At 46.9% G+C, this 20,922-nt stretch carries 14 protein-coding genes; 9 read left to right on the top strand and 5 right to left on the bottom strand.

Translation table 11 applies throughout. The features are described from left to right. The first annotated feature begins 18 nt into the window (after window positions 1-18). A complete protein-coding gene (locus AAGC78_RS05630; protein ID WP_435783071.1) occupies window positions 19-2,400 on the top strand; it encodes a beta-L-arabinofuranosidase domain-containing protein in 2,382 nt (793 codons plus the stop codon). A gap of 58 nt (window positions 2,401-2,458) precedes the next feature. Here the strand turns inward: AAGC78_RS05630 and AAGC78_RS05625 are convergent, their stop codons facing one another. After that, window positions 2,459-3,463 (bottom strand): response regulator, encoded by a 1,005-nt coding sequence (locus AAGC78_RS05625; protein WP_435783070.1) that lies wholly within the window; start codon window positions 3,461-3,463, stop codon window positions 2,459-2,461. Continuing rightward, a complete protein-coding gene (locus AAGC78_RS05620; protein ID WP_435783069.1) occupies window positions 3,460-6,744 on the bottom strand; it encodes an MHYT domain-containing protein in 3,285 nt (1,094 codons plus the stop codon). Before AAGC78_RS05620 ends, AAGC78_RS05625 begins: the two co-directional genes overlap by 4 nt. A gap of 379 nt (window positions 6,745-7,123) precedes the next feature. Here AAGC78_RS05620 and AAGC78_RS05615 point away from each other — a divergent pair, with 379 nt between their 5' ends. Beyond that, complete coding sequence (locus AAGC78_RS05615; protein WP_435783068.1) at window positions 7,124-9,475, top strand: LamG-like jellyroll fold domain-containing protein; 2,352 nt, start codon at window positions 7,124-7,126, stop codon at window positions 9,473-9,475. Between the two features lie 80 nt (window positions 9,476-9,555). Beyond that, window positions 9,556-10,143, top strand: coding sequence for a PEP-CTERM sorting domain-containing protein (locus tag AAGC78_RS05610; RefSeq protein WP_435783067.1), 588 nt, complete (start codon window positions 9,556-9,558; stop codon window positions 10,141-10,143). 68 nt (window positions 10,144-10,211) lie between these two features. On the opposite strand, the gene AAGC78_RS05605 is transcribed toward AAGC78_RS05610, so the two are convergent. Together AAGC78_RS05605 and AAGC78_RS05600 are read right to left on the bottom strand one after the other, a co-directional pair. Continuing rightward, on the bottom strand, window positions 10,212-10,457 hold the full coding sequence (locus AAGC78_RS05605) for a hypothetical protein (protein ID WP_435783066.1): 246 nt from the start codon (window positions 10,455-10,457) through the stop codon (window positions 10,212-10,214). Between the two features lie 200 nt (window positions 10,458-10,657). Continuing rightward, the gene (locus AAGC78_RS05600; RefSeq protein WP_435783065.1) at window positions 10,658-11,713 is read right to left on the bottom strand and encodes an arabinan endo-1,5-alpha-L-arabinosidase; all 1,056 of its coding nucleotides are present in this window, start codon (window positions 11,711-11,713) and stop codon (window positions 10,658-10,660) included. Window positions 11,714-11,813: 100 nt separating this feature from the next. Between AAGC78_RS05600 and AAGC78_RS05595 the strand changes: the two genes are divergently transcribed. Both AAGC78_RS05595 and AAGC78_RS05590 read left to right on the top strand, forming a co-directional pair. Then, window positions 11,814-12,887, top strand: a complete 1,074-nt coding sequence (locus tag AAGC78_RS05595) for a glycoside hydrolase family 43 protein (protein WP_435783064.1) — start codon at window positions 11,814-11,816, stop codon at window positions 12,885-12,887. A gap of 42 nt (window positions 12,888-12,929) precedes the next feature. Then, on the top strand, window positions 12,930-13,994 hold the full coding sequence (locus AAGC78_RS05590) for an aldose epimerase family protein (RefSeq protein ID WP_435783063.1): 1,065 nt from the start codon (window positions 12,930-12,932) through the stop codon (window positions 13,992-13,994). A gap of 66 nt (window positions 13,995-14,060) precedes the next feature. Here the strand turns inward: AAGC78_RS05590 and AAGC78_RS05585 are convergent, their stop codons facing one another. Then, entirely contained in the window at window positions 14,061-14,252 is a 192-nt protein-coding gene (locus AAGC78_RS05585) for a Thivi_2564 family membrane protein (RefSeq protein ID WP_435783062.1), read from the bottom strand. Between the two features lie 229 nt (window positions 14,253-14,481). Between AAGC78_RS05585 and AAGC78_RS05580 the strand changes: the two genes are divergently transcribed. From AAGC78_RS05580 to AAGC78_RS05565, 4 genes are all read left to right on the top strand, one after another. Beyond that, complete coding sequence (locus tag AAGC78_RS05580) at window positions 14,482-15,846, top strand: family 43 glycosylhydrolase (protein ID WP_435783061.1); 1,365 nt, start codon at window positions 14,482-14,484, stop codon at window positions 15,844-15,846. 92 nt (window positions 15,847-15,938) lie between these two features. Then, window positions 15,939-17,888, top strand: a complete 1,950-nt coding sequence (locus AAGC78_RS05575) for a glycoside hydrolase family 97 catalytic domain-containing protein (RefSeq protein WP_435783060.1) — start codon at window positions 15,939-15,941, stop codon at window positions 17,886-17,888. Window positions 17,889-17,923: 35 nt separating this feature from the next. Then, entirely contained in the window at window positions 17,924-19,873 is a 1,950-nt protein-coding gene (locus tag AAGC78_RS05570; protein ID WP_435783059.1) for a family 43 glycosylhydrolase, read from the top strand. 355 nt (window positions 19,874-20,228) lie between these two features. Further along, window positions 20,229-20,922 (top strand): carbohydrate-binding domain-containing protein (locus AAGC78_RS05565; RefSeq protein WP_435783058.1); only part of this gene is annotated, 694 nt, incomplete at its 3' end.

Genomic DNA, 20,922 nt, shown 5'->3' with positions numbered 1-20,922 from the left:
TAGTTAAAGGTGTAAATAATGAATCGACTAATGAAACGCCTGTTATTTGTCATTGGTATTGGGGTGAGTGTTAACGCATCAGCGTTGGAACTGGTGCCATTGAATAATGTTACCTTGCTGCCAAGCCCTTTTTTGCAAGCGCAAAATACCAATAAAGATTATTTAATGGCGTTAGATGTCGAGAAATTGTTAGCGCCGTTTCGCCGTGAAGCCGGATTACAGTTTAAAGAAACCTATGGTAACTGGGAGTCCACCGGTTTGGATGGCCATATGGGAGGGCATTATGTTTCTGCGCTCGCGTTGATGTATGCATCCACTGGCGATAAGGAAGTGTTAGCACGTTTGGATTACGTGGTTGCCGAGCTGAAAAAATGTCAGGATAAATTGGGTAACGGTTATATAGGCGGTATTCCCGACAGCAAAAAAATGTGGAGCGAAATAGCCAAAGGCGATATTCGCGCGGATAATTTTTCTACCAATGAGCGCTGGGTCCCTTGGTACAACATCCATAAAGTTTACGCGGGTCTGCGCGATGCTTACATTTATGCGCACAACGACGATGCGAAAAAAATGCTGGTCAAATTATCTGACTGGACAATTGAGTTAACAAAAAACCTGTCGCCCGAACAAATGCAAATCATGCTGCGCACCGAGCATGGCGGCATGAATGAGATATTTGTCGATGTGGCACAAATAACGGGCGACAAAAAATACCTTGCCTTGGCAGAAGCATTTTCTCATCAGGCAATTCTGCAGCCACTCGAAAAGCAGCAAGACCAACTCACTGGTTTACATGCGAACACCCAGATTCCCAAAGTGATTGGTTTTAAACGCTACGCCGATGCAACGAATAATAGTGATTGGAATAAAGCGGCTGAATTTTTCTGGCAAACCGTAATTGATAAACGCACGGTTGCTATAGGTGGCAACAGTGTGAAAGAGCACTTCCATGATACTGCTGACTTTGAGCCGATGATCAATGAAGTGGAAGGGCCGGAAACCTGCAATACCTATAACATGTTAAAACTGACGGAGTTGTTGTACTTGTCATCCGGTACCAAACAATCGCCACAGATGAAGTACGTGGATTATTACGAGCGCGCGCTCTACAACCATATCCTCGGTTCACAAAATCCAACGACGGGCGGTTTTGTTTATTTCACCCCTATGCGCCCTAACCATTACCGCGTGTATTCGCAAGTGCATGATGGTATGTGGTGTTGTGTTGGTTCCGGTTTGGAAAGTCACTCCAAATACGCAGAGTTTATTTACGCGCGCGATAAAAAAGTGCGCCAGTCGCCGGAAGTATTTATCAACTTATTTATTCCATCGCGGATGGAGTGGAAAGAGCAGGGCATTAGCCTGACTCAAAATACGTTATTCCCCGACAGTGAAATCACTTCGATTGTGATTGAAAAGGCAGCGCGCTTTCGTTTGCAATTGCGTTATCCGGGTTGGGTAACTGCAGGTAAATTGGAGTTGCGTGTAAACGGCAAAAAAGTGGAAGTACAACAAAAGCCGGGCGATTTTATTGCACTTGAGCGCCGCTGGAAAAAAGGCGATAAAGTTGAGCTGACATTACCGATGCACAGCGAGTTGGAAAAAATGCCAGATGGTTCCAACTACTATGCAATTCTGCACGGCCCGATTGTACTTGCGGCCAAAACCCAGCCTTTTGCCAATGAGAAAATCAATTATTTTGGCGATGATTCACGCATGGGGCATATCGCCAGCGGCCAAATGTGTCCACTTGAAGCAGCCCCCTTTTTGCTGGGTAACAGCAAAGAATTTATCCAGCAATTAAAGCCGGTAGCTGGAAAGCCGCTTACGTTTAATGCCTCAGGTTTAATCAACGGCCAGCAAATGCAAAACATTGAGCTCATTCCGTTCTTCCGTTTGCACGAGTCGCGCTACGCCATTTATTGGCCATACACCACGGCGGCCGATGTTGAAAAAGCACGGGCAAAGGCAGCTGCAGCTGAGAAAGAGCGCATTGCATTACAGGCGAAAACGATTGATCAGGTTGCGCCGGGAGAGCAGCAACCTGAGTCAGATCACTTTTACAAAGGTGAGCAAAGCGAAGCCGGTTTATACAATGGTCGCCATTGGCGTCACACTCGCGCCTGGTTCAGTTACGAGTTAAATGATAAGCAGAGCGAAGCCAAAACTTTGCAAATTACCTATGCTGGAATTGATGCGGGACGCAGCTTTGAAATTCAGATGAACGGTGTCGTGATTGCCAAGGTTGAATCTACCGGCAATGCCAAAGAGTTTTTCACGGTGGATTATGCAATTCCAGCGGAGTTAGTGAAAACAGCGAAGGGTAAATACACATTAAAATTTGTTGCTGTGCCAGGTTCTGTTGCCGGTGGGATTTACGGTGTTCGATTACTTCGTTAACGATTAGCATCTACCGTTTAAAAAACGCCAAGCCTATTAAAGCTTGGCGTTTTTATTTTTAGGGGATATCCGGATCAAGCAGCTGTGCGCGAATTTCAATAATCTTTGGCAGTGCAATGTTAAAGGCGGCAACCAGTTCCGGATCAAACTGTTTATCTGATTCGGCGAGAATGTAATTAGTTGTATCCTCAATCGTCCAGGGTTCTTTGTAGGGTCGTTTGCTGGTGAGTGCATCAAATACATCGGCGAGCGACACTATGCGCGCTTCAATAGGGATTGCATCGCCAACCAAGCCTTTTGGATAACCACTGCCATCCCATTTTTCGTGATGACAAAGTGCAATGCGGGCGGCCATTTGCAACAGACTTGAATTATCATCGCCAATAATTTCTGCACCTATAGCGGCGTGCTGTTTCATGATTTCCCATTCGTCGGGGGTAAGTTTTCCCGGCTTTTGCAAGATTGCATCGGGAATGCCCATCTTGCCGACATCGTGCATGGGGGCTGCGTTAAATATTTCTTCAGCATCGGCTGCGCCCATTCCGGCGGCCAATGCGATTTCGCGGGCGTAGTGGCTCATGCGAATAACATGCAGGCCGGTTTCATTGTCTTTGTATTCTGCTGCGCGCCCGAGGCGTTGGATAATTTGCAAGCGCGTTTCGCGCAGTGTTTCTGCGCTAACGAGTGATAATTGCGATTTAACTCGCGCGAGCACAATAGGTGCGCTCACTGGTTTGGTAATGTAATCGACACAGCCGACAGCAAAGCCTTCGGTTTCATCGCGGTCATCGGCAAGTGCGGTTACAAAAATTACCGGAATATTTTGCGTATCCGGATTTTGTTTCAGCCGCTGACAAGTTTCCAATCCGGTTAGGCCGGGCATCATGATGTCGAGCAAAATTAATTGCGGTCGTTCTGATTGTGCAAGCGCTAGAGCTTTTTCTCCATCGCGCGCAAAAATCAGTTTATAGTCCTGCTGCAAAATTTGTCGCAGGACTTGTAAGTTTAATGGTTCGTCATCGACGACCAACAGTGTGGGACGGCTGTCGCGGTGTGGGATCATTTTGTGTCTCTTAAAACCCAGTTGGCGTTGTTCATCCATTGTTCCAGTAGGGCGGTTGCGGCATCAAAATCAAATTGATCCAGAGTATCTTCCAATGTTGACCAGTGCCCTGCAGGCAACAAGTCTTTCAATTGTCCGAGGCTTTCATCATCAAGTGTAGAATGTTTGCAGGCAGTGGCGATGCGTTGCAGCAACGCAATGGGAACCGGTGTTGTTTCTGTTTGCTCTGCTATCGTTGTTGACGATGGTAATAAATGTGTACGCAGTTGCGCTTCTACTTCTGCCAGCGCAAGTGCCAGCGCTGCCAATTGTGGTGTTTGCACTTCAGCGCTTTGTTCGATATCAGCCAAAATTTGTGTGACTTGATTAAGCCCGAGATTGGCCGCGGCACCTTTAAAACGATGTGCAAGCGAGCGGGCTTCGCTATCGCCTTCTTGCAGCGGATTGCGTTTGCACTCTTCACAAAATTGCGCGATGGCTTTGTAGAGGCGTTCGCTATCGCCCCAGCGTGCCTCCGCACTTATCAGGTCGATAACGGCAGATGCTGATCCCACGCTGATATTTTTTGTGCGGGCGGATTGATCGGTATTGCCTAAATTCAGGCAGCGTGCAATTTCAGTGTAGAGCGCAACTTTATCGATGGGTTTGGAGGCGAAACCATTCATGCCGGCTTGATGGGCATCTTGTTGGTCTTTGGGTAACACGCTTGCGGTGAGCGCGATAATCGGTGTGGGTTCGCGCTGCTGTAATTGTTCCCAGTCGCGGATAATTTTAGCGGCCTGCAAGCCATCCACTTCCGGCATTTGGATATCCATCAAAATAATGTCGAACATTTCTTCCTGAAATTTTGCCCAAGCGTCCAAGCCGTTGCTGGCGGTGCGCACGTGATGGCCATCGCGGGTTAGCATCAATTCGAGCACTTCAATATTTTGTGGCACATCATCGGCAATCAAAATTTTGAGTGGTGGTAATTGTGCGTTAGTCAATTTTTCCGGCAAGTCACTCGCGCGTGCAATTGTGAGTGGCAGCAAAATAGTGAAGCAACTACCGCGACCTTCTTCGCTAGTGACACTAATAGTCCCGCCCATAAGTTCCGTTAGCTGGCGCGCGATAGTGGTGCCTAATCCAGTGCCGCCAAATCGGCGCGCCATTGAAGCATCAGCTTGGGTAAAGGGCGTGAAGATGTGATCAATACGGTCGGCTGCAATACCGATACCGGTATCAATCACTTGCAACTGTATACCGTCAGTCGTGTTGTTAACCTTCAGGCGAACCTCACCTTGCAGCGTGAATTTGATCGCGTTGCCGAGCATGTTGATTAATATTTGGCGAATACGCAGTTCGTCGCCGACAACATAGTCATGTGTTGTAAATGGGTATTCAAGATTCAGCCCCAAGCCTTTTTTATCGGCCTGTAATTGCAATTCGGCAAGAATTTGTTCGCACAAATGTTTGAGCGAGAATGAGCGGTTATCCAATTCAAGTGCGCCGCGTTCCAGTTTGGCAGTGTCGAGAATATCGTTTAATAATCCCAACAGCGAACGCGCGGAGTGACGAACGGTTTGCATGTGTTTGTGTTGAATGGGGTTGAGCGGTGAGTCGATTAATAATTCAGTGAAGCCGATGATGGCATTCATCGGCGTGCGAATTTCGTGGCTCATGTTGGCGAGGAACATGCCCTTGGCTACGGCAGCTTCTTCTGCGTGGTCTTTGGCGATCAGTAAGTCGCGCTCCATGGCTTTGCGGTCAGTGAGGTCGATCGCAACCTTGAATACTTTCCAGGGCTTACCATCCACATTCAGGATGGGGTTATAGGCTGCCTGAATCCAGATGGAATTACCTTCGCGCCCAATGCGACAGAATTCGCCGCTCTGGAAATTTCCTTCGTTCAAACTTTTCCAGAACGTTTTGTAGTCCTCACTGTTGGCTTCTTCGCGCGAGCAGAGAATGCGATGGTGACGGCCTAGCAATTCGCCTTTGATGTAGCCGGTCAGGCGCAGGAAATTTTCATTCACGGCGACTATGTTGCCGTTCATATCGAATTCGACCACCGATAACGAGCGACCAATCGCCTGCACCACACCTTCAAATTCGTTGGCGCGGCGAATTGAATCGGTGATATCGATAATCACCCCATCAATCCACACGGCTTTGCCGGACTCGTCGTAAACACCGCAGGAAGTTTCTGATACCCAATGCTCTGCACCGCCGCGATGGATGATGCGATATTCGCAATGGAATGAGCGCTTGTTCGATAGCGCATCGTGCAATTGTTTATCAATGCGCTCCATATCGTCGGGATGAATAACATCACCCAGATGAATGCGTGCGGCCATAAAATCTTCTGCTTTCCAGCCGGTCAGGCGCAGCACTGCATCGCTGATAAACAACGTACGCCAAGGCGGAGCTAACTCGCAGCGAAAAGTGATGCCGGGCATGTTGGTGATCAAGCTGCGGTATTGCTGCTCGCGCTCGCGCAAACGCGATTCGCTGCCCTGCAGTTGGTTGTACAGCTGGCGATAACGCAGCAACAAATTTCCTGCGAGTGCAAACACGCTCAGCGCGATAGTTGTCGCAGTGATAATAGAAGCGAGGAAAATATGGTTTTCAGTGGTGTCCAGCGTGTCGTTGGCGATGCCGATAAAACGCGCGGCTTTCATGCCTGTGTAGTGCATGCCTGCAATCGCAAAACCCATCACCGTACTGGCGAGCAGTTTTTTTTGCAGGTCACTCAACCAGCTTTGTTCATGTAATCCAAAACGAATCCAAAGTGCGAGTATCGCTAGCAGCACTGCCACCAAAATGGAGATGGCGAACCACAGGGGGTCGTATTTAAGCGCGATATCCATATGCATGGCCGCCATGCCGGAATAGTGCATGGTGCCAATTCCTGCTCCTACCAACAGGCCGCCTAATAGCAAGCGCTTACGACTGATAGTTTCGCTTGCTAACAATTGCAGTGCCACCCAGGAGGCAAATACCGAGGGTGCCATCGAACTGAGTGTAATCAGTGGGTCGTAATGCACGTGGTCGCCAATGCGGAAGGCGAGCATACCAATAAAGTGCATCGACCAAATGCCGCCACCCATTGCCAGCGAACCGGTGAGTAGTGCAATTTGGGCGTGGAGTCCCTTAGGTGCCCGGCTCGCCATGGCGGCAATCTGTAAGCCGATATAGGACGAACCTATGGCAATCAGGATTGACAGGCTCACCAGCCATAGATTGTAGGAACCCGGTATTAGTTGTGCCGGATCGGGGTTGGTAACGAAGATAGTTAACATTAAGGGAAGTAGCTTGGGTGGAGTGATATATATGATCTTCAGCCTAGTAGACGACTCCCCCCGCGTCCATCCTCTTAACTCTGCTTGTCACTTGGTTCTTCATTGGCCTTGGTGCTTTTGGTTATAGGTTGTGGTTAAAAGCCGATATTATCGCCATAATAAATTATAAGATAATAATAAAATAAAATTGATTAATGGAATATCGCATGACACACTGATATCGCTATAAAAATAAGCGCTCTACCTCGTTCTAACCTGTTTTATCCATTTTTAAAGGCTCAGCTCATTTCTGTCGATCAATCGACGGACAGGTTTTGTCGTCCTTTGAATTTGTATTTGTCATACATAAAAGAGAAATAATCATAATAGGAGTGGAGAAATGAAGACCCCATTACAGCTTTGGCGTTTGGGTGCATTGATGGCATCCCTGATAACTTTAGGTACAGCTAATGTACAGGCGCAAATAGTCCAGCCGGTTGTTCCTTCGTTTGTGAATGCCTCGGTACACGACCCATCGGTCATCAAGGTGGCGGATGAGTATTACGTTTTTGGTTCCCATCTGGCCGCCGCAAAATCAGCCGATTTACTGAAGTGGTATTCGATTGCCGATGGTGTGAGCGCAAGCAATCCGCTATTCACCAACGTAGTCACTGAGCTCGCGGAGACTTTTAGCTGGGCGGAAAGTAATACCCTCTGGGCTGCGGATGTTATCCAACTGGCAGATGGCAAATTTTATATGTACTACAACGCCTGCAAAGGCGATTCACCGCGTTCGGCAATGGGTATTGCTGTCGCGGATAAGGTCGATGGCCCCTACGTAAACAAAGGCATTTTCCTGAAGTCCGGCATGTGGAATTTGGCAAGTGAAGACGGAACTGTTTATGACGCGCGCAAACATCCGAACGCAGTAGACCCGGATACTTTTTTTGATGCGAGCGGAAAATTATGGATGGTGTACGGCTCTTACTCGGGCGGTATTTTTATCCTGCAATTGGACACTGCTACTGGCAAACCTTTGGCTGGCCAGGGTTACGGCAAGCGTTTAATTGGCGGTAATCACAGCCGTATCGAAGGCGCTTACGTTCTCCATAGTCCACAAACCAATTACTACTACATGTTTTTGTCGTTTGGTGGTTTGGATGCAGTGGGCGGTTACAACATTCGCGTGGTGCGCTCATTAAATCCCGATGGCCCTTACTACGATGCACAAGGCAATAACATGGTGAATGTAAAAGCCAATGCATCGCTCCCCATTTTTGATGATGCGTCGATTGCGCCTTTTGGTGTGAAGCTGATGGGCAATTTTTTATTCGAACGCAAATTGGGTGAGACGGGCACTGGTATCGGAACTGGTTATGTGTCTCCCGGTCACAACTCGGCTTACTACGATGCAGCAAGCGGAAAACATTTTATTATTTTCCATTCGCGCTTCCCGCAACGTGGTGAGGCTCATGAAATCCGCGCGCACCAATTGGTGATGAATGCCGACGGCTGGCCGTTGATTACACCCTATCGCTATGCGAATGAAACCTTGGCAACTGTTCGTCGCGATTTTATTCCGGGTGATTTTTTATTGGTCAATCACGGTAAAGATATTTCTGCGAACATCAAAAATTCGCAGCTGATATCGCTGGATGCCAATGGTGCGATTAGCGGTGCAGTAACTGGTAGTTGGACCTTGGTTGGTGACAATCAAATCGATATCAACATTGATGGCAATCCAACTTACAAGGGCGTGTTGCTGAATCAGTGGGATGAAACCGCAAAAACTTATGCGCTGACATTTACTGCTTTATCCAATCAAGGCGTGGCGATTTTTGGTAGCAAGCTGGCGAAAAAAACCGATGCACAAATTGTTGCGGCAATTAAAACGGAATTGAGCTTGGGCGATACATCGGCTGTTACTGCCAATATCAATTTGGTAACTACCGCTGCCCGCAATTCGACCATTAGCTGGGGTTCATCCAACCCCGCGGCTGTTAGTAATGCCGGCGTCATTAAACGCCCTGCCAATGGGAATGGTGATGCAATTGTTACGCTAACAGCGACCATCAAAAAAGGCGCTACAACTACCACCAAAGCATTTACGGTAGTGGTGCGTGAAGAAACGGCGGGTGGTTTGTTAGCGCACTATGCATTCAATAATAATTTAACTGATTCAACTGGTGTGCTTGCGGCTGGTTCAGTGAGTGGTTCTTTTATTGATACCGCAGGTGGCTCTCTTAGTTATGCGACAGGCGTGTCTGGTTCTGCTGCTGTCTTTAATGGCAGTACCGGCGTGCGTTTGCCAAATGGCATTATCAGAAAAAATACTTACACCGTTTCTCTCTGGTTGAAGCCGGATCAACTTACTGCATTCAGCACCACCTTCTTTGGTGCGCGAAATGGTGATTCATGGGTAAGTTTATTGCCGATGGGACACGAGTGGGTGAGCGGTGCAACCATGTTGTGGTCGGGTACTGCCTGGTATGACGCTGGTTTGGGTTTGAATATTCCCGTCGGCCAATGGACACACGTGGCATTTACCGTTAACAATGGCGCAGTCAATGTCTATGTGAATGGAAGCAAAAAATTCAGCGGTGCTAATTTCCCCAATGTGTTCACCACCAATAGCGGTGTTTTCTCGCTTGGTGTGAACTGGTGGGATACACCCTACAAAGGTTTGATGGATGAGTTGCGCATCTACGAAACCGCATTGACCGATGCCCAGGTGCAAGCCCTGGCTTTGTAATCGGCAAAGCAAAAATAAATTTATCAATCATCGTTGGCACTTTCGAATGAAAGTGCCTTTGCCGACTAACGGAGTCTGTTATGAAAAAAATAATGTTAGGTTTTTATTTATTGTTATGCACATCACTGGCATCTGCTGCAGTAATTGATTTTGATGATTTGTCCGGCAATCCCTTTGATGCGATTGCTGATGGATACCAAGGTTTTAACTGGACTACGCTTGGCAGCTCCTCGAATAGCGAATTTCCTGGTAGTGGATATGAGGCGGGCGTTGTCTCTGGCAGTAATGCAGCCTTTAATTTTTTTGCATCCGATGTGAGTATTTCCCTGGCATCAGAAGGTAGCTTTGATTTTATCGGTGCATTTTTTACTGCTGCTTGGTTCGGTGGTTATTTCCATGAAATCAGTTTTGAAGGTTGGTTAGATGGTGTGCTGGTTTACTCGTTGGATTCAGCAATTGCATTGGCAAATGATTCTCCAACCTGGATTCAATTGGATTGGTCTGGCATTGATCAATTGAATATCTACAGCAATCTGGCAGGATGGGATCAATGGGTAATGGATGACTTTACCGTAACTGTGAATGCCGCGAGTGTGCCCGAATCATCAGGCTTGGTGTTGATGTTGATGGGGTTAATCGGGATGAGCTTATTGCGTCGTCGCGTTTAATCTTTCTGACCAATAAAAAAGCCAGTGCTGCAATCAGTCGCACTGGCTTTTTTATGATGCTGTGGCTTTCAGTGATGTTGGCGTCGTGCCATCAACTCGATTACCGGATCAGCAGAATTTAATTTGGCATCGATCAAATCCGCTTGCGCACGTACTTGATGCAACAGCGAGATCAGCAAGCGCACATCGTCATACATTTCACCGTGAGTTTCATTGCTCAAGCGGCGCCCCATTTCTTGCCCGAGCCGTAAAAGCTCCGCTAATTCATGCGCCGTCTCGCCTTGCTCTTCGCGTAATAGTGCTTCTCTGGACATAAATATCTCCGTTAAAAATAACATTCCCTTCCGGGGATTGATGGCAATTACTAAAGCCTAGTCGCCTTGGGTTTTTTAAACAAAGAGTTATTTCTAATAAACTGGAATATGTATGATCGAAAAGTTATGAAAAAGCGGTGGGGGGCGTCTGTGGCTTGCCACACTTATTCCTTTAAGTGTGGTTGGGGTTTTTGTTCAGATTATTTCAGCCGCTTGCTTTTGTAGCTGTCCAATTCTTTTGGATCAACTACAGGCCAGCCATCCTTGTCCCAATTAATATTCAATATTTTTAGCTTCTGCAAATATTTATCTGCCGTTTCATAGGCATGCAGTACTAAATAATCTTTTCCATCCCAGGTGTAAGCGCTGTTGTGACCGAGGCCGACCCAATTTTTATTGCCTTGGATCAATAAACTGCCGCCACCTTCATTCATGTCTTTTCCGTTTTTATCCAGATAAGGGCCGGTCGCACTTTTGGATCTACCAACGACCAAATGATAAGTTGATTCAGCGCCTTTGCAGCAGAGCCCCCAGGATGCGAATAAATAATAGTAATCGCCTTTGCGCAAAATAAAGGGCGCTTCAATTTGTGCGGGGCGCGCGTCAGTATCGGGAACTAAAATTGAACGCTCGCGCTTTGCGATGCTATGCCACTCCTGTGGCTCGGCAGGGCGAGTCCAGTCACTGTTGAGTTTGAACATTTTTAATCCGCCCCAGAACGAGCCAAAGCTCATCCAGCCAACGCCTTTTTCATCCACAACAATCGCAGGGTCAATCGCATTCCATAAATCGCGATTGGGAACCGATTGAATCACTATGCCTTTATCTTCCCAGCGGTAGTCTGGCGATTTCGGGTTCAGGGTTTTATTCACCGTCACGCCTATTGCAGATGTGTTTTTGCCAAAGGCGGATACGGAGTAATACAAATAAAACTGGTTGTTGTGAAAGTAAATGTCTGGCGCCCAAAGGTGCCCGTCAAAACTGGGGGCAATGGATTTTGCCCAAGTGGGTTCAGTGGCAAAAGCGCGGTCTGAAAAGCGCCAGTTTACGCGGTCTTTTGAGCTGTAAATGGTGATGCCGGGGCCAGTGCTGAACAGATACCAGGTATCGCCCTCACGAGTCATCACCGGGTCATGCACATCGACTTGTTTGGCGCTGATGAAAGGCGCGATGAATACCAAGGCTAACGCAAGCAGCAGTTTTGCCGGTCGCTGGCGAGTGGAAGCAGGTGGGGTGTTATTCGTAATGAATTGCATAGCGATCTCTCATATTGGTCTAATTCTTAAGAATATGTAATATAATATTAATCTATAACGAATAACAGTTAACCGGTGTAAAGCTGGCCGAGGTAAATCCATGAAGTTGATACCCAGTGTAGTAACCCTGATCCTAACCGGAGCATTAGTCGCCTGTGGCAATAATACAGATACGCCATCGAATGATGAGCAAACTAATAATCAAGGTAGTAGCCAAGGCGCCGCCATACCCGCGTCTGAGCTCTTGGTCGCCCAGCGTCTTGTTGCACAGCGCGCCGACCCCTTTATCCATCGCACGCCGGAGGGACATTATTATTTTATCGCTACGGCGCCAGAATTTGATCGCATTGAATTACGCAGTGCTGATTCGCTCGCAGGTTTAAAAAATGCCGAGGCGAAAGTGATCTGGCGCAAACACGCAACAGGAGCAATGGGCGCAAACATTTGGGCACCGGAGCTGCATTTTTTCGATAACACCTGGTACATCTATGTCGCTGCTGCTGATGCAGAAAAGCCTTGGTTAATCCGGATGTATGTATTGGCAAATGAATCTCCTGATCCAATGATTGGCGAGTGGAAAGAGCTGGGGCGCGTAAAAACCGCGCGCGATTCTTTTTCGCTCGATGCCACCAGCTTTGAGCACAAAGGCCAGCGCTATCTGGTGTGGGCGCAAAAAGATCCGGAAGAAAAATTGAATTCCGCACTCTATATCGCCACTTTAATTTCGCCGACGCAAGTGGGTGAAATCGAAACTGAAATTTCGCGGCCGGAATTGGATTGGGAAATTCAGGGCTACAAAGTGAATGAAGGCGCAGCAGTGATTGAGCGCAACGGCAAAATTTTTATCAGCTATTCGGGCAGCGCTACTGATCATCGCTACGCAATGGGTTTGCTCTGGGCGGATGCCGATAGCAACTTGCTCGACGCGGCTTCCTGGCACAAATTGCCCAACCCGGTTTTTGCAAGCAATCCGGATCTGAAACGCTATGGCCCCGGCCACAATAGTTTCACTCTGGGTGATGATGGTCAAACTGACATTATGGTATATCATGCACGCGATTATTTAGAGTTGCAGGGCACTCCGCTCACCGACCCCAATCGCCACACCTATATTCGCCGTCTCAATTGGACGAGCGATGGCTTTCCGGATTTTGGGCAGGACAAGCCCGATTAAGATTATTTTTTTCTGAAATTAACGCGCGAGAATTAACTGGCAATGACAACTACAGCGGCAATTACTCAAAAATTATTTGGCACTACACCAACGGGTGAAGCAGTCACTGAATTTACCCTGACCAATAAACAAGGTAGCAGCATAAAAATTATCACCCTCGGTGGCATCATCACCGAGTGGTACATGCGCGATAAAAATGGCGCGCTTGCTGATGTGGTATTGGGGTTCGATACCCTCGCGCCTTATCTGGATGTTGGCCCTTATTTTGGTGCGCTAATTGGCCGCGTCGGTAATCGTATTGCGAAGGCGCAATTCACTTTGGATAGCAAAACCTATCAGCTAACTGCCAATAATGGCTCCAACAATTTGCATGGCGGACCAATCGGTTTTGATAAAAAAGTCTGGAGTGCGATCACTGAAGAGAATGCTAACGGCCCCATCCTGAAATTGCATTTACTGAGCGAAGATGGCGATCAGGGTTTCCCGGGTAACCTGGATGTCACCGTTACTTATCAATTCACGCACAACGATGAATTAACAGTTGATTATCTGGCTACTACCGACAAAGCCACACCGGTTAACCTTACCCAACACTGCTATTTTAATCTTGCAGCAACCGGCGATATCCTCAACCACAAAATTCAAATCAATGCCGACCACATCAATGCAGTAAATGATGCACAAATCCCGGTAGGTGAGCCTATGCCGGTTGTGAATACCCCATTTGATTTCCGTAGCCCGCGTACGATTGGTGAACTCATTAATGCAGACCACGATCAAATCAAATATGGTGTTGGTTACGACCATAACTTTTTGCTTAATCAAAAAACCTACAAAGAATTATTTTTGGCGGCGCGTGTAGAAGAGGAAAGCAGTGGTCGCGTATTGGAAGTGTTTACCGAAGAGCCCGGTGTGCAATTTTATTCCGGTAATTTCCTCGATGGCTCATTAACCGGCAAAGGCGTGAACTACAAACAGCGCACCGGTTTTTGCCTGGAGCCACAACACGCTCCTGATTCAATCAACCAACCGCAATTTCCGTCGATTGTGTTGCAACCCGGTGATGAATATAAAACTCGTACTGTGTTTAAGTTGTCGGTGAAGTAATTGTTAATGCAATAAAAAAGCCCCACTTTCGTTAGAAAGTGGGGCTTTTTTATGCGGTTAATCCCGCTAGAGACTAAGTCGTGGTAGGTAGCTGCCAGGAAGGATTCCGAACACCGAGAGGATAATAATGATCAGCAAGATGATAAATAACACCTGTACGATCCGGCCGACTGGCGCGGGCAAAGGCAGCAGGGAAACCAGCCACCAGATGAGGCCGAAGACAACGAGGTAGACGATAAGGTTAATAATAAGATCCATGTTTTTCTCCTTTAAACATTATTTGAAAGGCTGTCATATGCAGCTTAAGCGGCGGAAAGGTGGGAAGCGGTGCGTTAACACACAGAGGGTTTATCTGGCCGCCAGACTGTAAAGATCGCCAAAAAGCCTTGGCCTGATTGTTGGTTTCTGGGTAGAATTAATTGTCTGATAATATTAATACAATATCAGTCACAACCCTGCTGCTAACAATAACGAACAGGTGACCACTATGTACAATTATTTACTGGCCGGCATCGGCTTATGGCTCTGCAGTCTCACGGCTTCCGCGCTTACCCTTTCCGGACTTATTAATTCCCACGACCCGGGCGCTATCACCAAAGATGGTAATACTTATTTCCATTTCACTACCGGCACCGGGATCTGGTATTCCACCTCGACCAACCTGACCACCTGGACTGGCGGCCCAAGTCCGGTATTCAGTTCTTATCCTTCGTGGATTTACAGCAAGATCCCAAACTTCGGCGGCTCATTCTGGGCGCCGGATATCATCCATATGAATGGTTACTACTATCTCTACTATTCGGTATCGACTTTTGGTTCATCGAATTCGGCAATCGGTGTGGTGCGTTCAGAATCGCTGACCTCACCAAGCTGGCAGGATTTGGGAATTGTGGTGGAGTCTTACGGCGGTAGTGCGGAAATCAATGCGATTGATCCGGCGTTGTATCGCGATCACGACGGCAAAGTTTATATGAGTTACGGCTCATTCTTTGGCGGCATTGGCTTGGCAGAGATTAATCAATCCACCGGGAAATTAAATGGCAGTGTGACCAAAATTTACGGCGGCAATCACGCGGATATCGAAGCGCCTTACATTACTCGCAATGGCGATTACTATTATTTGTTTATCAACCGCGGTGCATGTTGCAACGGTGCGAGCAGCACTTACTACGTGCAGGTTGCGCGCTCCACTTCTGTTTACGGTCCTTACACCGATGTGCGCACATTGCTGCCGAATACCGATGGTAAATACAAGGGGCCTGGCCACATCGGTGTACTGAAACAAGACGGCTGCAATTATGTATCCACTCACTATTACGATTTAAATGATAACGGCGCAGCCAAGCTCGATATTTTAAAAATGACTTACAGCAACGGCTGGCCAACATTAACGCGCAGTTTTTCGGTGGCGAGTTGTGGTGGAGTGAGTGATGGTTTGTATCGCATTACCGCGCGTCACAGCGGCAAAGATTTATTACCGGCAGCGAAATCCAGCGCAAACGGCGCAATGATCCAACAGGAAACCTGGAATTCGTATCGCGCACAACAGTGGTATGTAATTAATCAGGGTACCGGTTATTACAGCCTGATCAATGCAGCAAGCCTGAAAAGTTTGGATGTATACAACAACTCCACTACTGCAGGAGCCAATATCGCCCAGTGGGATTATTGGGGCGGTGCAGGGCAGAAGTGGAGCCTGACCAACAGCAGTGGTTATTACACGATTAAATCACAGCTGAGCAATTTGCCGCTGGACGTATTGAACTTAAGTACTGCCAATGGTGCGCAAATAATTCAATGGAATGCGACGGGCGCAACCAATCAACAATTTAGTTTGACTCGCTTGAAGTAAAGGATGTTATGCATAAAAACTGTAGCGCGATAACAGCGCTACAGTTTTACTATTTTTCACTATCGCTTTATAAAGAAAAAAACGAGGTAAGAATGAAAATAACAGGCACTATTTTGCTCGCTATCGGGTTGATATTTTGCGTTGTTGGCTGCAGTAAAAAAGCACCCGAAGCATTGACCAGTCCCGATAAACAACTAACCGTAAAAGTATTTGTAACCGAACAAAATGCCCTGGCCTATAGTGTCGACCATGCAGGTCGCACAGTCATTCTTGAATCTCCCTTGGGGTTGGCATTAACTGCGGCCGATTTTACCCAAGGCGTGAAAATAGAAAACCAATCGCCCATTACCCAAGTCACTGACTCTTATCAAATGCGTGTGGGTAAAAAAAGCAATATTACTTACAGCGCAAACGAACAGATTTTTTCCATTGCCAATACGCAACAACAAAAGCTGTCGGTGATATTTCGTGTTTCAAATGATGGCATTGCTTTCCGCTACTCAGTAGCTGATTCTGCAATCGCCGATAAACAATTTGTAAAAGAAATCACCGGTTTTACCTTAGCGGCTGATGCAAAGGCCTGGCTGCAACCTATGTCAGTTGCGCAAACTGGTTGGAGTAATACTAATCCCTCTTATGAAGAGCATTATCAAATTGAAGTGCCGGTAGGTACTGAAGCAAAACTGGGGCAAGGCTGGGTTTTTCCTGCACTATTTAAAACTGGCGAACAATGGGTAGTTATCAGTGAAACCGGTATCGACGGCAGCTGGCATGGTTCGCATTTACAGCAGGGCGCAAGCGCAAACCAATATGTGTTGGCACCGCCACAAGCTGCAGAATTTTTTATTTCACAATCCGGTGAAAAAGGCGCACTGCTTGCAAACAGTAAAAATGATCTGGTTTCTCCCTGGCGGATTATTACCCTGGGTGCCCTTACGCAAGTTATGGAATCAACCCTGGGTACTGATTTGGCACTGCCTGCGATTAACGTAGATCAAAGCTTTATTAAACCCGGCCACAGTTCATGGAGCTGGGCGATATTAAAAGACGATTCGGTCAACTACGACACGCAAAAACAATTTATCGACTATGCAGCCGATATGCAGTGGGACTACATCCTGATTGATGTGGAATGGGATAAACGAATCGGTTACGACAAAATAAAAGAATTGGTTGATTATGCCGCGCAAAAAAATATCGGCGTGTTGGTGTGGTACAACTCCTCCGGTGCCTGGAATGAATCGCCCTATACACCTAAAAGCCAATTGTTAACTCATGAGCAGCGCAGTGCCGAGTTTGCACGCTTGCATGAGATGGGCGTAAAAGGCGTAAAAATCGATTTCTTCGGCGGTGATGGCCAATCCTTTATGCAGTATTACCTTGATATTTTGCAAGATGCTGCGCAACACCAGTTATTGGTCAATTTTCACGGTGCAACATTACCGCGCGGTTGGCAGCGCACTTATCCCAATTTGATGACCATGGAATCCATTAAAGGATTTGAATTTACTACCTTCACCCAGGCAGATCAGGACCCTGTTGCACAGCATGTTGCAACAGCTTTGTTTACACGCAACTTGTTTGATCCTATGGATTTTACGCCCATGGTATTTGGCGATATTCCCAATATTAAACGCGTTACTGAAAATTCTTTTGAGTTGGCGGAATCAGTATTGATGATTTCCGGCATCCAGCATTTTGCGGAAATCCCTGAAGGTATGGCGACTGCGCCGGATTACGTAAAACATTTCCTGCGCGAATTACCGGGTGAGTGGGACGATGTGAAATTTATTGATGGCTATCCGGGCAAATTTGCCGTCATTGCGCGCAAAGCGGGAGATGCCTGGTATATCGCCGGTATTAATGCAGAAAAAGAAAGTAAAAGCCTGACACTCGATTTGAGTTTCGCTGGTGATAAAAAAGGCGTCCTGATCACCAGTGGTGATACCGAGCGCAGCTTTTTGCAGAGTGAAATCGACAACAAAAGTCCACAGACTATTAACCTGAGATCTAACGCGGGTTTTGTGATCCTGTTTAAATAACTAAAATTTTAAAGATGTAACTAGAGAGAGAAAAAATGAGAAAGCTACTATTACTTTTGTTTTTACCGTTATTGTTACCTGCACTGCTAGTTGGGTGCGATGCAAAAAAATCCTCGGATGTGCAAGCTGAAACCGCACCAGCGAAAAATGACCCTGCCGCATTAAAACAAGCGGCAGAGATAGTTAACACCTTTACCAACCCGATTTTCCCTAACAGTGCTGATCCCTGGTTGGAATATTTTGATGGTAATTATTATTTAACAACGACTACCTGGACATCGCAATTGGTAATGCGCAAGTCGCCGACCCTTGGTGGCTTGGCTACAGCAACACCAATTAATATTTGGTCTGAAAGTGATTTGGGGCGTTGCTGTAATTTTTGGGCGTTTGAATTCCATCGCCTGAAAACAGAAAAGGGACATCGCTGGTATGTGATGTACACCTCGGGCATCGCTGAAAACCTTGATCGTCAACATTTAAGTGTGGTGGAAAGTCAGGGTGATGATCCTATGGGGCCATACACTTACAAGGGTTCACCTATGCCGGATATCTGGAATATCGACGGTAATTATCTGGAACATAACGGCCAATTGTATTTACTCTGGTCACAGTGGGTGGGCGATGAGCAGACCATCTGGATTTCCAAAATGAGTAATCCCTGGACTGTTGAAGGTGAGCGCGTATTAATTGTTCGTCCGCAATACGAATGGGAATTCTCCGGTAGAAAAGTAAACGAAGGTCCGGAAATTTTAAAACGTAACGGCAAAACGTTTATGGTGTATTCAGCCAGCTACTGCAATACACCGGATTACAAATTGGGATTAATCGAATTGGTGGGTGATGATCCATTAAAAGTGGATTCATGGCATAAATTCGATAAACCGGTATTCAGCAGAGGCAACGGCGTTTACGGCCCAGGTCATAACGGCTTTTTCAAATCACCCGATGGCACCGAAGACTGGTTGATTTACCACGGTAACGCGAGTGAATTGGAAGGTTGCAGCAGCACACGTTCAGTACGAGCACAAAAATTTACCTGGAATGCGGATGACACACCGAATTTTGGTGAGCCAGTTGCAGCCGGTGTTCCAGTTGAATCACCTTCAGGTGAAAATGGTCCGCTAGTAACAAAAGTGCAGGGCACTAAAGTTCAACTCGTCAGTAAAGCAAATGATAAATGTGTTGCACTGGATGAGAATGGCAAAGTAATTGCAGCGGCCTGTGATGTAAAACAAGCACAATGGACATTGGATTACACCACTCAAGGCAATTATCGTTTGGTAAGTGAATCCGGCCTGTTTTTTGGTGAGGGTAATGAACAATGTGTTAATAGCACTGCAGGTGAATTAAACGCATCACCTTGGCACAACCAACAATGTCAGCAATGGCAATTGAATCCCTATCACCAAGGTTGGTTGACGATTGTAAATGCGCAATCGAAAAAGGAACTCAGTTTTGCTGATTGCAAAGAGCCGGAATTGGAGGCAGGAAAAAAATCGGTTGATGATATTCCGCTGTTGATCGAGAAAAAATTGGCCTGCGTGCAATGGCGTATTCAACCGGTGGCTGATATTGCAATCACCAGTGTTCAGAGTGGTAGAGCAGTAACTCCGGCTGGAGCTACGAAAGCCGGTAGTATCATTGAGCAAGTAGAATGGAAAGATCAGGATGCGCAGCAGTGGAACTTTGCTCATGTCGAAAATGGTTATTACAGGGTGCAATCAAAAGCGAATCCGAAATTATGCTTATCGGTCATTCGCAAATCGATTGTTCCTGGCACAGGTGTTGAGCTTGCAGAATGCGGCGATGTGCACGCGCAATGGCAAGTGGATTTCCTAAAAGACGGAACAGTAAGACTTGCCAATCGCAAAAGTACGTTGCCTCTGGATCTCGCCAACTGCGGTGTTGCTGATCACACGCCATTTGCGCAGGGGCATTGGTACGATACTCCTTGCCAGAAGTTCCAATTGAAAACCATCCAGTAAGACCGTGTTATCTCATTACTCCCGGAAATTTCCGGGAGTAATGATGTTAATAAAGATATGTTTTTAATTTTATAGATAATAAAATTTTCATCAGTTTTATTTTTGCTTGTTTTTCCTGCATTAACCGCCCATCTGCTTATTCCCAAAACTCCCTTCCATAAAATTTACGCGACATATTGCTCATGCTAGGCAGTGTTTGTTTGCTAATTAGCTTTTTCTTGTGCATTATTTTTTATCTTGCACTCTTGTGTACAAGTTAAAAAGTCAGCGGCACAGCAGCATCACCCTGATGCCAAGAGTGTGCTCGTGGGTGATTGCGCCTAATTTGAGAAATAACAATAACGAGGAACTTATTATGAGCAAACGGCAATGTATAACAGCGGCATCAAGCAGGATGCCGCAACGGGCATCGCGTTGGTTATCGTCATTTTTTTCCGGTTCGATGTTGGTTGGGTCATTACTGCTCGGTTGTACCAGTAGTAATGCGCAATCTCCCAACCAGATTGAAGTGCGTATGCAAGGTGCGGCGGGAAGTGAGTCAGTCTCCTTGCAAGTGGGCGGGACTACGGTAAATACCTGGACGGCATCGACGGCTATGTCTTCATACACCGCCAATACTAATTTATCGGGCGAGATTCGTGTGGCATTTACCAACGATGCAACAGGCCGCGATTTGCGTGTTGATTATATTGTGGTGAACGGTATTACGCGGCAAGCGGAGCAGCAGGCAGTCAATACTGCGTTCTACACCAATGGCCGCTGCGGTGGCGGTGGCAACAGTGAGCAAATGCATTGCAATGGTTATATTTCGTTTGGCAATGTTGGTGCTCCGCCCGCAAGTTCAATTGCAGCGACGAGTTCATTAGCTGCGAGTTCTACCGCATCCGCATCCGCATCCGCATGCAATGCAACGGGTCAGCAATGTAATTGGTACGGTACGAATTATCCGCTTTGTGTTACAACGCCGAGTGGTTGGGGTTATGAAAATAATCGCAGTTGTATTTCGCGTACGACTTGCACAAGTCAGCCGTCTCCATACGGTGTAGTGG

Origin of the sequence: Cellvibrio sp. (genome assembly GCF_039207905.1) — a bacterium.
Taxonomy (GTDB): Bacteria; Pseudomonadota; Gammaproteobacteria; order Pseudomonadales; family Cellvibrionaceae; genus Cellvibrio.
The sequence above is the reverse complement of the archived record's forward strand: the minus strand, read 5'-3'. Positions and strand labels throughout refer to the sequence as shown.